This is a genomic window from Dendronalium sp. ChiSLP03b, assembly GCF_034531165.2.
Classification (GTDB): Bacteria; Cyanobacteriota; Cyanobacteriia; order Cyanobacteriales; family Nostocaceae; genus Dendronalium; species Dendronalium minutum.
This window is the reverse complement of sequence record NZ_JAVRBR020000143.1, coordinates 1-15,814: the sequence shown is the minus strand read 5'-3', so window position 1 is coordinate 15,814 and position 15,814 is coordinate 1. Positions and strand designations below refer to the sequence as shown.

Annotated in this window: 10 protein-coding genes; 4 read left to right on the top strand and 6 right to left on the bottom strand. The window is 40.7% G+C overall.

Features of this window, described 5'->3' with window-relative positions; genetic code table 11:
• Nucleotides 1–113: 113 nt before the first annotated feature.
• A complete protein-coding gene (locus RMY31_RS32705; RefSeq protein WP_322662000.1) occupies nt 114–5,108 on the bottom strand; it encodes a hypothetical protein in 4,995 nt (1,664 codons plus the stop codon).
• A 115-nt stretch (nt 5,109–5,223) separates the two neighbouring features.
• Entirely contained in the window at nt 5,224–6,555 is a 1,332-nt protein-coding gene (locus RMY31_RS32700; protein WP_322662005.1) for a P-loop NTPase fold protein, read from the bottom strand.
• A 553-nt stretch (nt 6,556–7,108) separates the two neighbouring features.
• Between RMY31_RS32700 and RMY31_RS32695 the strand changes: the two genes are divergently transcribed.
• The 4 genes from RMY31_RS32695 (at nt 7,109) to ftsZ (ending at nt 10,742) form a co-directional block, all read left to right on the top strand.
• The gene (locus RMY31_RS32695; RefSeq protein WP_322662008.1) at nt 7,109–7,954 is read left to right on the top strand and encodes a cell division protein FtsQ/DivIB; all 846 of its coding nucleotides are present in this window, start codon (nt 7,109–7,111) and stop codon (nt 7,952–7,954) included.
• 424 nt (nt 7,955–8,378) lie between these two features.
• Entirely contained in the window at nt 8,379–8,633 is a 255-nt protein-coding gene (locus tag RMY31_RS32690) for a hypothetical protein (protein ID WP_322662010.1), read from the top strand.
• Nucleotides 8,634–8,831: 198 nt separating this feature from the next.
• A complete protein-coding gene (locus RMY31_RS32685; protein WP_322662012.1) occupies nt 8,832–9,368 on the top strand; it encodes a hypothetical protein in 537 nt (178 codons plus the stop codon).
• A gap of 90 nt (nt 9,369–9,458) precedes the next feature.
• Nucleotides 9,459–10,742 (top strand): cell division protein FtsZ, encoded by a 1,284-nt coding sequence (gene ftsZ, locus RMY31_RS32680; protein ID WP_322662014.1) that lies wholly within the window; start codon nt 9,459–9,461, stop codon nt 10,740–10,742.
• A 579-nt stretch (nt 10,743–11,321) separates the two neighbouring features.
• Here the strand turns inward: ftsZ and gshB are convergent.
• The 4 genes from gshB to RMY31_RS32660 form a co-directional block, all read right to left on the bottom strand.
• Nucleotides 11,322–12,299, bottom strand: a complete 978-nt coding sequence (gene gshB / locus RMY31_RS32675; protein ID WP_322662015.1) for a glutathione synthase — start codon at nt 12,297–12,299, stop codon at nt 11,322–11,324.
• Nucleotides 12,300–12,447: 148 nt separating this feature from the next.
• Nucleotides 12,448–12,720 (bottom strand): glutaredoxin 3, encoded by a 273-nt coding sequence (gene grxC / locus RMY31_RS32670; RefSeq protein WP_322662018.1) that lies wholly within the window; start codon nt 12,718–12,720, stop codon nt 12,448–12,450.
• A gap of 221 nt (nt 12,721–12,941) precedes the next feature.
• Nucleotides 12,942–14,030: a PEP-CTERM sorting domain-containing protein gene (locus RMY31_RS32665; RefSeq protein WP_409879086.1), complete on the bottom strand. Its 1,089-nt coding sequence runs from the start codon at nt 14,028–14,030 to the stop codon at nt 12,942–12,944.
• A 423-nt stretch (nt 14,031–14,453) separates the two neighbouring features.
• Nucleotides 14,454–15,338 (bottom strand): 2OG-Fe(II) oxygenase, encoded by an 885-nt coding sequence (locus tag RMY31_RS32660; RefSeq protein WP_322662021.1) that lies wholly within the window; start codon nt 15,336–15,338, stop codon nt 14,454–14,456.
• Between the last annotated feature and the right edge of the window lie 476 nt (nt 15,339–15,814).

Here is a 15,814-nt window from a genome sequence, read left to right as displayed (position 1 = left end):
AATGAGGGAGACGCGGTGACGCGGGGACGTAGAGACGCGGGGACGTGGAGAATAACCACTGATTCTTGCCTTTTGCCTTCTAATAACTGACAACTGACAACTAACTTTTACATTTAGCGTTTGCGGTTGATATCATCACAAAGCAAGCGATCGCGTGCTTCAACATTGTGGTTGTGCTTGAGGTAATCACCTACCCAGTTACAACCACGCACGAGCAGGTCATCAAGATGTAAATTCCACAAAATTATCGTCTTATCGTCACTAGCCGATGCCAGTGTTTGACCATCTGGGCTAAAGCTGACACTTAACACTGGGGCGTGATGACCGTTGAGGGTTTTAATCAATTTGCCCTCACGGCTCCAGAGTTTGACTGTACTGTCCCAACTGGCGGCGGCAAGCAATTTACCATTGGGACTAAAAGTAACGGCATTGACGCTATCGCTATATCCCTTTAACAACGTTTTTAACAACGTACCGTCTCGTCGCCACAATCTGACTGTGTTGTCCCAACTAGCAGAAGCTAGCAACTGGTCAGTGGGACTGAAACTGACACCTAAGACCCAACTCTCATGGGGTGAAAAAGTTTTAATTAAAGTACCATCATGCCGCCAAAGTTTGACTGTTTGGTCATCACTGGCAGAGGCGAGAACTTGACCATCGGGACTGAAATTGACACTATTCACCCAACCTTGATGCCCTACCAAGGTTTTGAGTAAAGTGCCCTGACGGTTCCAAAGTTTCACCGTTTTATCTTTACTCGCTGATGCCAGTAACTGTCCATCAGGGCTAAAACTAACACTCATGACGCTATCACTATGTCCTTGGAGAGTCTTGAGCAAAGTACCGTCGCGCCGCCAAAGTTTCACAGTTTTGTCATAACTTCCTGATGCCAGGATTTTACCTTTGGGATCGAAGCTGACACTGGGAACTCTCTCAGTATGTCCCACCAGAGTTTTGTAGAGTCGGGTTTGGATTTCGCCACTACTAGCATCTCGTCGCCAGAGCTTCACTGTGCGATCGCGACTGCTAGAAGCCAGCATATAACCATCAGGACTCCAAGCGACGCTCAACACTCGCTCCTGATGACCCCGAAGAATGGGTAGTGTGGGAGCATCAAGACTCCATAATTTCACAGTTTTGTCATAACTTCCTGATGCCAGCAGTTTGTTATTTGGACTAAAAGCCACGCTGGCAACGGCATCGCTGTGTCCTTTGAAGGTTTTAAGTAATGTGCCAGTTATACTCCAGAGGTTGATGGTATTGTCATCACTTCCTGAAGCTAACTTTTGACCATCAGAACTGAAGCTCAGGCTCCAAACTATACTGGTATGCTGCTGTAAGGTTTTGTAGGCACGAAAAGCCAAGCTATCTCGATTAATGCTTTGCTGCTGCCAAAGTTTAATTGTTTTGTCTCGACCTGCTGACGCTAGCAGTTTTCCATCAGGGCTGAAAATGACAACAGTTACACCCTGCTGATGCCCGTACAAAGTTTTGACTAGAGTACCATCTCGCCGCCAAATTTTCACTGTTTTGTCGTCACTTGCTGAGGCAATGAATTGACCATCTGGACTGAAGCTTACCCAGTTAACCCACCCTTGATGTCCTTTGAGTATTTTGACTAAGCTACCGTCCCTACGCCAGAGCTTAATTGTTTTATCTTTATTGCCAGTAGCTAGCAACTCCCCATCAGGACTAAAACTCACGCTATAAACCCAATCTTCTTGTCCTGATAGGGTTTTGGATGGCTGAGAGTCAAATTCTCCTGTAATCGGGTTTTTATGCCAGATTTTTACAGTTTTATCGAGACTTGCTGAAGCTAGGCTTTGACCGTCAGGGCTAAAACTTACGCTGCTAATAGCAGCTGTATGACCTTTGAGGGTTTGAAGTAAAGCACCGTCAGGATGCCACAACTTCACAGTATGATCGCCACTACCTGATGCCAGTAACTGACCATCGGGACTGAAAGTGATACTCCAGACAATATCCGTATGCCCCTCCAAGCGGTTTAACTCCGTTACCCCATAAACTGCCTGTTGCAGTGCTGTCACCACTCGCATCCGGGTTTCTGGTTGGACTACATCTACTTGTTTGAGTTTTTTCCAAGCCCGTAAACTTTCTAACAGGGCATCAAATTCTTTATTAGAGGCAAACAGAGCTTCACTAGATGCGGCGATGGTACTAATTTTCAAGTTGGTTTCGCTGCGTTCAGCTCTGATAGTTTGGCGAATTGCTGCCCTTTTTTGCAAATCGGCTTGCCACCACAATGCGGCGATTGTTCCTCCCATCATTGCCAGCAATATGCCTGCTATTCGGGCTTCTCGCAGTCGACGTTGTAAAACACATGTAAGCTGCTCTTGAGAAAGCTTTTGGGCTACTTCAGCTTTATTTTTTTCAAATCTAACTTTTTCTAGTTCAGCAAATAAACCATAGTTATTTTTTTGGCGAATTGGTTCTACTAAATAATCATGAACTAACTGGTAGCGATCGCCTAATTCTTCTCGTAGCCTTAATACTAACCCCGAACCTACTAAAATTTCTAAAATTAATTCCCAGATTGATTCAAAGTTAAATACACTATTAAGATTCTTTCTCAATGCACCTGCCAAATCAACTTTTGTTTTTAATGGTCGTGTGCCCTTTTCATCAGTTAACTCAAATAATAACTTCCAACTCAAATCTTCATTTTCTTGACCGCAATCTTTAATCACTTCTTCTAGCCAGCGTTCAACTAGTTTTTTCGAGCCACCGCAAAGCTTATACTGTTGGAGTGTGGTAATACTTTCTGATTGGAGTTGAGCACCAACTATTTGTAATTCAATCGGATGTACTTCTTCTATTTCTCCTGCTAAATCCTGCACTAACTTGTGAATTAACTCATCACTTATTTCATAGTGGGAACGTTGAGTAAAACTGTGAATTATGCCGATTGTATCCTCAATAGAAAATTTTCCCAAATAGTAGCGAATATCTTTATCAAGAATATTTTTGTTAATTACACCTAAATCATATAAACCATCACTTTTTTCCTTGCTCAAGCGTTCAAATTCTAATAAATAATGTAAATAATCTTCTCGCAAACAGAGAATCATTTTCACATAGGGAATATTTAAACATTCGCTGAAAAACTTATAAAACTTTGTTCTTTGAGGAATATTACTAATAAAGAAAAATTCTTCAAATTGGTCAAAAATGAGAACTATTGTATGCTTTCGCTCGGCAGCTAACCGAAGTTTTTCAATTATTATAGTGGGTGTAAATTCTATAGCAATTGGTATTCCTGTCTGTGCTATTGCTTGGTTAACACTGCGTCCCAAAGCTGTAATCCAGTCAGTATATCCAGATAAAACAATGGGTAAAGGAATGCGTTCACCAATTGTCTTGCCCTTTAAAGCTGGTACTAAACCAGCCTTGAGAATTGAACTTTTACCTACGCCTGATGGTCCATGTATTACCGTGAGTTTATAATCAGCACGGTTTATTCTTTCAATCAAACGATTGACATCTTGTTGCCGTCCGGAAGCTGCTATTTCTTGAGCAACTTCTTCGGGCATAAATGGTATTTTTTGCTGTTCTAAAACAGGATTAATTCTGTAGCGTTGCGGTTGTAATTGACTAGCACCGATGAAAGCACGAAAACCGTACTGATGTTCTATTTGGATTTTTTCTTGTTTGAGGCTAAAAGCTTCTGTGTAGTCATGACGCTCAAAAAAGTAGAGCGATCGCAATTCCTCTAAAATCTCTAAATAAAGTGATGGCTCGTACTGTAGCTCACAAACTACCCTGGCCCATTCCAGATTAGTGATAGCTTCTTCACACTTACCCAAATGCCGTTGTGTACGTGCTAGCAATAAGAGATACCAGCTTTCCTGCTGTCGTGAAACATCTGTTTCCCGATCTGCGATCAAAAGTGCCGTATTTGCTAAATCATGAGCTAATATCCAATTGGACTCAGAAGCAGCTACAGATGCTAAAAAACCATAATCTTGAGCAATTTGCGCGACGTGACCATAGGTTTCATGCAAATGCAAAGATTCTTGCGCTAATTCTTTTAACTCTTCCCAAGCTTGCATGTGTTGCAGCATTTCACAAGCAGGCAAAATAAATTTGGCAACTAAATCTTGTCTTTGTGTGTCTTTTAATACATCAAGGCATTGTTTAAACCACAACAGAGCATGTTGCCAATAGCTACTGTTAGCACCTTGGTGTAAATCTGCCATCCGGCGATAACACAATCCCAGGTGAAATAACACTATTGCCTGCCAAATTTGATAAGGAGAATTACGTTTTATATCTCCTATTTCCTGAACTACTTCTTTCTCTCTTTTAGCTTCCTGTTGCCACAAAGCTAAGCTTCTTTGATAATGGGCTAAAGCACCATTAATTTTATCGTTGGCATATTTATCTCGCCCTAGCACAAATTCTAAACTAGCTTCTAATCCGGGGCCTAATTGGACGCTGTAGAGACGCAGCAAATCATTACGCGCTGACTCAATTTCATAGCGGTGTTGGCATTTGGGAGCTAAATCAAGGGCAGCATTAGATAAAAACCTTTCAGCACCTGCCTCTAAAACTTTGACAAAAAGAGATTCTGTTTCATGCCGAATTAAGGCAATTAAATCTTCTTTTGTCATTTCAAATTTGATAGTAGTTGCAGCCCAGCTTTTAAAATCAGGCGCTAATCTGGCAAGTAATGATGCTACTTCATCTCTTAGCCATAATACTAGTGGAAAAGGAAAATTAGCTGCATAGATATCTCTTGCTTGGTTGATATTAGTAAGTAAGTCATCGAGAGTTGTAACAGACTCTAGACCAAAAACCATTACAGCTGATGGTAAATCTGTAACGACAGCAGAACGATCTAGAAATACTTGAGAAGCTATTGTAGTGTGTAAAGTGGTAGTTGATGGTTGAAGTAATATCTCTGTTAAATTAATATCTTTGCTAAGATAGCGGAGATTGTCCAGCATTTGCTCGCGTAATTGCCCATAGTTGCACCGGACTAAAATCAGTGCAAATTGACCTTTGGAGAGCTTGATTGCCCGAACTAGTCTTTGCAGAGAATGTTTATTATTGTTGGCGATCGCTGTTGTGAATTGCCAATTTGTCATAATTAAAAATCGGGCTATAAGGTAAATATAAAAATGTCACATAAAAGGCATTAATCATCGTTCATCAATCCTTTTTCAAAAAACAAAGGATTGATGAACGCTTTTGGACTATTGACTACTTTTTGTACTGCCAAGCAATGACTTTTTCTGTCTCTGCCAATGCTGGACTAATACCAAACCAACGACCAAGGGGATCGCGGTATTCAAACAAATACATACTTCGCAATAAGCTCTGGTAGTCAGACTCACCTTTAACGCTTTGCTGCTGCACTACTTCAAATAGTAATTCCCACTGGTACTCATCAATAGCTAATAGCAGATCGTCACGGTAGTCTTTAATCACTGCTTCTAAGCAGTCTCTGGAAAAAGGTGGATCTTGTCGCTGAAGGCAGCTATAAAGTAAACCCAATAAGTTACGGATGTGTCCACCACTGACGCGACATATACGATCTAGGGTTTCCAGGTGGTCGAATAACTCTGTAATTAATAATAGCCTTTCATTGGAAGGCACTTCGGGAAAAGCCCTTGCTAGTACTAGCTGGCATAATAGTGACATCCCAGGTTCGTAGTCGCTACCATCTCTTTGTCGCACTCGCACCATCGGTAATACTTTAGGAGCAATACCTCCCCCCAAGCGATTTTTGAGTGTTTCATACTCATTAGAGAAAATTAACGCTAGCGGAATTGTGTAAACTACGTGGCATTTGAGTCGGCGTAACTGCTCTCCTCGGTCAATAAAGAGATATTCTGGTTGTGTCCGCCCAGATGCAACAGGACGCATATCCACTCTATCTAAGTTATCTACAATCACTACCAGTCCTTTTTGACCTCGCAGTTTTAGCTGTTCAACGGCTTTTTCTAATACCTCTTCGTTGATCGCTTGCAAAATACTATTGGTACGTGGTTCTAGATATTGCCTTAGTTGATTGCGTAACTGGGCGCTATCTTTGGTTTTGGCTGTAATTTTGGCAATGCCCAAGGACAACTCTGCTTGTCCTGAAAGCTCTATTGGGCTTTGCAGGAAATCCCCAATTTCTTTAAACAGATTAATAAAGTAACTAGGTTTGAGTTTGATGCTGATCGCTTCTAAACTAACACTGACTTGACGGGCTACACTCAGCAAAATATCACTGACATCGATATCCGCCATATCCAAGTCTTGGCTGGACTCAAAATAAACGACATGAAATCCTGCTATTTCTAGTTCTGCTTTCAGGCGCTGTAACTCCGTTGACTTACCACAGCCAATATGACCTGTAAATAATTGGCACGTTGGCTCATCTGGAGAAATACGGCTAATGGTACGTTGCAATTCTTCAACAATCTTGCAACCGCGTACATCAGCAAAATCTATGTAGTACTGCCGATCGAGCAGATTACCCATATTTAGCGTGTAGCTAGGGTTACATGCTTTATAAAAGCGTGACAAGTTCAGTGTATTTCTCATGTAGATGCTGTCTTTTGTCCTTCTTTATACCCAAATATCTCTAGCCAGTTGTGTAGGTACGTCATTAAATCGCAATTTGGATGTTGCGGGGATCATTACTCTTAGCGCGATCGCTGCAAGCAACTGTCAGTACCATGGTAGAGATTCAATTGTGCCTGATACGTACAGTATATCTGTCTTTTTTACAGCTGCGGTTGAGCTTGTGACAATCTTTAAGCTTTTACTTGACTGCTTATTAACTTATGTGTATTAGTTACCGTAGTAGAAAAAGCTACTGGAAATTATAATTTTCAGATAGCTGCTGATGGGGTATTGTCTATATTATTTTCAGCAAAGTATTTAGGAAACCGTCAAGCAAGTACGCTACTCAAACAAACTTGGATAATAAAGAATTACTAGCGCTTAAATCTTAGTAAGGTTACTGTAAGGTGTTACTACTAAAAGTAAAAAAAGTCTTGAGAGTAGCAGCTAACAGATACCAACAGGGTTTACTGTAATTAATCAGTGCTTTTAGCCTACTTACGAATAAGACTGACAGCAAAAAGGGGTTTGAATGGCTGGCATAGTATCCGTTTCCCATGCAGATTTAGCCCAGCGCCGTAAGAAATTACGTCGGCAGCGGCAGATGAAGATTATTCAGGCTATTTGGCGAACCTTTGCCATTAGTGGTCTGGCCAGTGGTTTGTTGTGGGTGGCAATCCAACCAATATGGGTACTAAATGCTCCCAAACAGATAGTGGTGAAATCTGGCAATCGAGTACTCCCAGAAGGATCGATTCAGTCACTGCTGAGGCTTTCATATCCCCAGTCTTTGTGGCGGATTCAAACTTCTGCGATCGCCGCCTCTTTGAAGCAACAACCAACCATTGCACAAGCAACTGTTCGTCGCCGCCTTTTTCCTCCAGGATTAATCATCGAAATCCAGCAAAGAGTTCCTGTAGCAGTAGCTCAAAGTTCCAAAGCAAGAAATACTAATACTGCTAAAAAACAAGTGTCTGCTGGTTTAGTAGATGCAAGTGGAGTATGGATGCCTTTAGAAAAATACAAGTTGGTAAATCCAAATGCCAAATTGCCAAGTCTCAAAGTTATTGGGTTGCCAGAACAATACCGCCAATACTGGAGTCAGCTTTATCCAACGTTGAGCCAAAGTTCTGTGAAAGTTACGGAAATTGATTGCCAAGACCCAACGAATTTAATTTTGAAAACTGAACTAGGAAATGTGTATCTTGGTGCCCCAAGTCCCCAGTTACCACAACAAATCAAAGTACTTGCCCAAATGCGCCAATTATCAGCAAAAATTAATCCTAGTCAAATAGAGTATATCGATCTGAAAAATCCTGAATCTCCATTAGTACATGTGAACCAAAACAATCGGAAAGTTAACTCCCTAAATCCATAGAAACATCCAGTAGATGTAATACATCAAACGCTCCTACTATAGTTAAGAAGTTTTATGCCGATAGATAAATATATATATTTGTTATATTCAATTTTCCAGTAACCCCAAAAAATTGGCGTTAACTTCTAATTAATTAAAATGATGGGAGCAATCATTAAATCTCCTTTGAGATTAAAAAACCACAATTGTTACCCTAACTTTAGTGGAGGGGTGAAATATGTTAGACAATCTGAATGATGGCGTGTGGTTAGCAAATACATTGTGCTTACCCAATCTGCGACTGCATTTAGTTTGTAAAACAGAAGAATGCGCGATCTCAATTTGAGGAAGCTGGTATAGACACCTAGTGGGCGTTTCCCAGTAGAATGGATGATTTCTGCAACAGCCTTTAATAGTTGATAAGACTGCCATAAAAGCCTAGAAAATGGTGGCAAGCAGAGTTGATAGTATTTGTCGTTTTCAAGAGTCTGACGACCCTAGTCATTTAGAAACTCGGTTTTTATGGACTTATTGTCGAGTAGATGGTTTTTGCCGCCATCCATTTTGCTCTCTAGACCTTTCTAAAGAAGGTATCCTGGACTTCCCAGGAGTTGTGGAAAATTCTGTAAGTGTTGCTGCTAGGCAGTTATCTCGAACTTCTCTGTGCTGTAACCCTTGCTGGATTACAAAATATTTTTGACATTACTGGTTTGTTAATTGCACTGGTAAAGGTTTTCATAGAGTAAAATATTGCTCCAATCAAGTGTCTATTCAGGCACATCAAACAGCAAATTAATTAAGGTGTTGTATAACTGATAAGCATAGTATTCCTGACATCAAACTTGAAATATAGGTAAGTAGAAGACGAATTTTGTGTTTTAAGTTGCAATCATCTCCAATGGTTAAACCTATCATTAGCTACATGAATAAAGCATACAAGATAAGCTGGGGAAGGCGTTTAGAAGTTGTTCCATTTGCTCAGAATTTTGGGCAGGATGATATTCGTGCAGTTATTAAATGTATATTTGATTGCAGAAGGTCAGCCAATAAAATTAATTATCAGGGAGCAAAAACCTCTTTTTTTCAGTGTTTGCCTGTGTTTATTGATAACAAAATATACATTTTTCAGAATATGTATGCGGTTATTCACGAACAAGAAACCAACACTGATAGTTGTAAAAGTAATGACCAATTTAAATCTTTAACAGGAATAGTGGGAGGACAAGCTTTATACCTAAGGTATATTCTGGCAACGTGGCAACATATTTGTGAAACAATTAAGATTTCGATGAAGTTATACAGTTCAATTTTAGATAAATGTAGGTATACTTCTCTAGAATTAGCTGTGCAAGCGGCTGCGAGAATGGCTTATCCTATAGCCAACTTTCGCACTTCCAACCCTGTTAAGGTTGGAAGTAGTGATAACAATGAATAACAGTGCCATAGATTTTGGCAGTGTGAAACTATAGTTGACTCTTAGGTGAAGAACACCTGAAAAAGTCGTTTATCTACCTTTCTGAATGCAATGACACTTGATAATAACCAAGAGCTGACCTATAAAAACTCCCAATCTATGGGGCAATCAGGATTCTCACTGGCAGTTAACTCGACCAATCCTTTTAATCACTCTGGGTTGAACTTCGGGCAAAACCACGACAGTAAGAAGATTACTACAGAAAATAACCGCATTGGCGAGATTGTTCCTGGTCGGGTTGCCAACATTAAAGTGATTGGTGTCGGTGGTGGTGGAGGAAATGCGGTTAACCGCATGATTGAGTCTGATGTCGCTGGAGTGGAGTTTTGGTCAATTAATACTGATGCCCAGGCTTTGACCCTAGCAGGAGCTCCTAGTCGGTTGCAAATTGGACAAAAGCTAACGCGGGGTTTGGGAGCTGGCGGCAATCCTGCTATTGGTCAAAAGGCAGCTGAGGAATCAAGAGATGAAATTGCCACGGCATTGGAAGGTGCTGACCTCGTATTTATCACTGCTGGCATGGGAGGTGGTACTGGAACTGGTGCAGCCCCAATCGTCGCAGAAGTAGCAAAAGAAATGGGCGCTCTGACTGTTGGCGTAGTTACTCGTCCATTTGTCTTTGAGGGTCGCCGCCGCACCAGTCAAGCGGAACAAGGTATTGAAGGTTTAAAAAGTCGGGTAGATACACTGATTATCATTCCCAACAACAAGCTGCTGGAAGTGATCCCAGAACAGACTCCCGTGCAAGAAGCTTTTCGCTATGCGGATGATGTGCTGCGTCAAGGGGTACAAGGAATTTCAGATATCATTACGATCCCAGGTTTGGTAAATGTTGACTTTGCCGATGTCCGAGCTGTGATGGCAGATGCTGGCTCGGCATTGATGGGGATAGGTGTAAGTTCAGGAAAATCAAGAGCTAGAGAAGCTGCGATCGCAGCTATTTCCTCACCGTTATTAGAAAGTTCTATTGAAGGAGCTAGAGGAGTTGTCTTTAACATTACTGGTGGTAGCGATCTCACCCTGCATGAAGTAAATGCTGCCGCAGAAGCAATATATGAAGTAGTCGATCCCAACGCCAATATTATTTTTGGGGCGGTGATTGATGACAGGCTACAGGGTGAAGTGAGAATTACCGTAATTGCTACTGGTTTCACAGGCGAAATACAATCAGCACCACAACAAAACGTGACTACACCGCGAGTAGTGACTCCCGCAAAGCGACCAACGCCACAGCCACCCACAGCTACTCCCCCAACACCAATTGCGGAACCCAAAGAAAAATCTGGCTTGGATATTCCTGATTTTCTTCGCAATCGGCATAAACCACGGAATTAAGTGATTCTGGATTTGAAATTTTAGATGAAATTTGCAGTCTCAGGTCTAGCTGAGTGCTGTATAGAATCTCCTATTTCTGGGTTTTCACCAGGGACAAGGTTAGGCAATTTTGTTGTCAATCTTTGATGCAGGCGATTACTGACTAAACTTGTCAATGCTACCTACATATCAAATCAAATCAACTAGCGCAGAGTCTGCTGACTCAGATGTCCATCTATTATGATGTTTGGAATAGAAAAGCGGGGGCGAAGGGTTTTGACCAAAGTTTTTGCCTCCTTTAGTCTGCTCAGCATCTATGGCTAAAAGCAGAAATACTTCTTAAAGGTTGCGATCGTCCACCTATGTTCTCGGTCTTTTGTGCCATAGCAATAAATAACCAAGGCAGGTTGTATGAAGAATAGAAAATAAACTGACCAAGGCTAGATATTAAATGGGAATGGTCTTGTCAGCTATTTGGGGGAGACAACAATCTAAAGTCTATTTGGTGAGTTTCATATTTTTGAACGTGGTGCAAAAGTAAATAAATCAAGATGGTATTGCTTCTGATAACTACCCAGAGGTGACTGAATATAGGCTGGTTTACGATGCATTAGTTTGTAGAGTCTGTTCAACCCATTGAATAACCTGATGACCAAGACGAGTACCATTTAATCGGTCGATTTCACGAACTCCAGTCGGACTAGTGACATTAACTTCAGTAAGGTAGCCACCGATTGCGTCAATACCAACAAAAATTAAGCCGTCTTTGCGTAATTGTTCAGCTACTTGGGTACATATTTCATATTCTCTAGAAGTAATTTCTGTTTGAGCGACTGTGCCACCTGTTGCCATATTATTACGAAAATCATTCCCACTAGAAAGACGATTAAGCGCACCAATCGGCTCGCCATTGAGTAGGATAATCCGTTTATCTCCTTCTTTTGCCTCTGGTAGATAGGTTTGCACCATAACAGGTACTCGACCTTGAAGGGTACTGAGTTCGACTATAGAGTTGAAGTTGCGATCGCTTGATTGTAAAAATAAAATTCCTTCTCCAGCTTTATTACCCAGTGGTTTGAGAACAGCTGCTCCTTTTGCTTCAACAAATTGCCGGATAAACTGTTTATCGGCACTGACGATTGTTTCTGGAATTGCTTTGGTAAACTGAAGGGCATACATTTTTTCGTTTGCCCCTCGAATACCATTGGGACTGTTAATTACCAAAGTTTTGCGTTGGTCAATGTAATCGAGAATGTAGGTAGCATAGAGGTAAGAATCATTGACTGGTGGATCTGTCCGCATGAATACGGCATCCATTGTTTCCAGGGAAGTGAAAGAGCGATCGCTCAACTTATACCAAGAATTTACCGCTACCCAACGTCCCTCCACCAACTGCACTGGTACAAGTTCTACTTGCTGTAGAACAGCCCAAGCTTTGCTTTCTACTACACTCAGCAGGTTTGCTTGAGTCACCCAAATTTCATGTCCTAAGGTTTGCGCTGCTTCCATCAGAGCAACGCTGGTGTCATGACATGGGTCAAGCTGATGGATGGGATCGATAATAAAAACCAGTTTCACGCTGTTTGCCTCAATCACCAGGAAGTTTAATGGTTATTCAATTTAGATTATCCCCTGATGATTCAGCCAATTTGCATTGGTGCCTAGCATCTTGTCACCAGACATTGCTGCTGTGTGAAACAAAATGCACTCTGAAGACTGTCTCAACCTACACACTCTGGCTGGAAGTTAGTAGCTCATCTAGCTTGCCTTGACTTTCTAAAGTATGGATGTCATCACAACCACCAATATGGGAATCATTGATAAAAATTTGGGGCAACGAGCGTCTTCCGTTTGCCCTCTGAGCCATTTTAGCTCGTGCAGCTTCATCTCCATCAATACTGTATTCTGTGAATTCAATTCCCTTCTCTGCCAACAAATTTTTGGCACGGATGCAAAATGGGCAAGTCCTCCAGGTGTAAATTTCTACTTTGGCAGCCATAACGTCCTCAAATTTATTTCATACTTCTTAATTTTAGAACTTTGATACCTGTTCTAGTGGCTTTATTGTGTTTTGTAGCCAGCCAAATACTCATAACAATCTCGCAATCTACACTGGCATTGAGCAACTAAGTCAAATCATCTTCATACAAAAAATTGGGTTAGACGTGTTTATCCACTTCCCAACCCAATCTAACTAATATGAAAACTTAACAGTGTTGTTTAAGTTTGTGAGTTATCCTGTTGCTTTTTTCTCTTAATTCTAAAAGCACCTGCTGCAAATAAGCCCAAAGCTGCGATCGTACCAGGCTCAGGTACTGTCTGTGCCACGGGTGTTGGTGGAGTAGGCGTATAGTAAGTTGTAGGTGATGGTATAGGAGTAGGTGCTGGAGCAGGTGCTGGAGCGGGCGCGGGTGCTGGAGCAGGCGCGGGTGCTGGAGCGGGTGCTGGAGCGGGTGCTGGAGCAGGCGCTGGCGCTGGAGCAGGCGCTGGTGCTGGAGCAGGCGCTGGTGCTGGAGCAGGCGCGGGCGCTGGAGCGGGTGCTGGAGCAGGCGCGGGCGCTGGAGCAGGCGCTGGTGCTGGAGCAGGCGCTGGTGCTGGAGCGGGCGCTGGTGCTGGTGTTATTGCTACTGCTTTATTAGTAAAAGCTTCACTTCCGCCATCACCGAATGCTTGAACGTGGAATCCAACACGCAAAGCACTATTTTTTAAACTTTTAATAATGTCATCGAATGTGATGTCGCACTCTAAATTAAACAGTACACTAACAAATTCGCCAGGATTTACACCCATCTGTGAGACTGGTTGATTAGCCTCAACCGAAAAGTCTGAGCTAAACCTACCTCCAGGAGCATTATTGCTTCCAGGTAATGTACCTATTTTATTAGGTTTTACGAAGTCCACACCACTACCGCTATCAGTGATTGATGCTATATTGCTTAACAGATTTTTGGTTTGGTCAAAATAAATTTGGGTTATAGAAGAAGCTTTTTGCCCAAAGTTGTTGAACGTAAATAAAACCTGATCGGATTTACTGCCCTTAGTAACATCTAAAAACAGTTGACTTTCACCTGTTGCAGCATTAACAACACTATTGCCAGTGATATTTTGAAATCCAAAGCGCACTGTAGATGCAGGTGTAGGCGTTGGTGCGGGTGCAGGCGTGGGTGCTGGTGATTGTGTAGGTGCTGGTGTTGGTGAAGGCGTTGCTTGTTTGCCAAATGCACTAGTAATTTGACCTGAACCAATGACGGCAAAGGTTGCTAGCCCCACTACTATGTGCGTTATTACTGAACCTGAATATTTTGGCATTTGCTCTCTTTGCTTGGTAATAATTTTAGGCTGAACAAAATAATTCAAAGAAACTTTTGTCAAAGACAATTATTGAATTATCAATGATTATTAATTTGGCATAAAAAATCTGAAATTTTATAGTTTATTTTTAACTTAACTAAAAATTTAAATTGTCTTGTTTTTGTAAAAATGGTTGATTTGTTCAGTATTTTTTCTAGACGTAATAATTCTCAAAAGACAGAAGAAATACTGAATTTTTAAATAGTTATTATAGATTTAAATTAAAGCCATACGCAAACATATTTATTAATATATAAATCTACCTATCTGATATTAATTAACAATGTATTTACTGAAAAGTACAAAATAAAAATGGAAGGCATTACCTTCCATTTGGAAACAACAATAAATAATTTTTTGGTATTTATACTCAATCAATTTTCAAGTTCGACGTACCCAGCCATTGATAGTGAAACGGCTATCTGCAAAAGCTTTGGAGGGACAAATCACAGGCTTAACTTCATGCATATATCGGCTGATGAAAAACACAATGCTGTTGTTTCGTGGCTCGACTGTTTTAAAAGACTCTGCATTCACATAAAAGTTATTTTCAATTTTACTGTCATATATTAGTAATTCACCGCCCGAGAATGGCTTTGGTTCTCGATAAAAATAATAAACATATGTAAGTTCTCTTGTAGCTGTTTCTGGGCTACCGTTATCATTATGTATTTTGTAATAATTACCATCATTATGTGCTGTCAGTTGACTTTCTATTTGAGATATCGCAAATGATGGCAGCCCTAATTTGCTAATCACATCAGGAATTATTTCCTGAATGCGCTTGACAATTAGTTCAGTAAATTCTGGAAACGAATAGAGAACCATTGAGCGGCGATAATCTATATCATTGGTGGAAGTGCTAGTAGGAACAAAATCTGACTCTTTCTCTAAAACATATTTAATCAATCGCTCGTGTTCGTTTGGCGGTAAAAAATTATCTATTTGTATATAACTAGAATTTAAAATATCAAGATATTGAGGTTTTGCTTCTTCTATTTGCTGTACCCAAATAGGAGGCTCTGTCAATATACCAATAAGGTTATCGCTTGAAAAACACAAAGCAGAATGACCTTCATTTATGGGAATTTGAAATAAAGTCTGAGAAGCAGATTCTTGTTTATAGGCACGAGCCACAATTGTTGTTAATAAACTATGTAGTACAGGCGCATCCGATTTTAAATAAATCGTGTATTGATGTCCTCCAGCTAAAAGAAGCTGAACTTTGACATCTTTAGGGTCAAACTGCTGCGAAGCTGATTCCATAAACCTTGATTGCTATGAAACTAAAATGATTATTAAAAGTATGCTCAAAGGCTAATACAGTGTTCATAAAATTAGATAAGAACAAATTAAAAGCTCAAATCTTTATACAGCATTAGACCTTGTTCACAACCCAAATATAATTACTGTATGAGCTTCAAATAGAAAAATGCCTATTAATCAATGGTTTTAGCACGTTTTGTCCGATATTGTCATTCAGCAAATTCCACATAAACCGCTAAAGCTTCAGTTGAGTAGAAATATATGTTTAGGACTTATGCACAAAGTTTGTCTGTTGAGACTGAGTGTAAGGGTTTTGCTCGCTTACACCCTCACACCTATCTTTCTTTTGTCACTCTCGGAAAACAATAATCGAAGCAAGATTCTGAAACTTTGATTGAGTCAAGCTTTGAGCCTTTATTTTCTAACAGTAACTAAAATTTATAGCCAAAACTTAGAAATTAAAGCCTCGAAAGGCT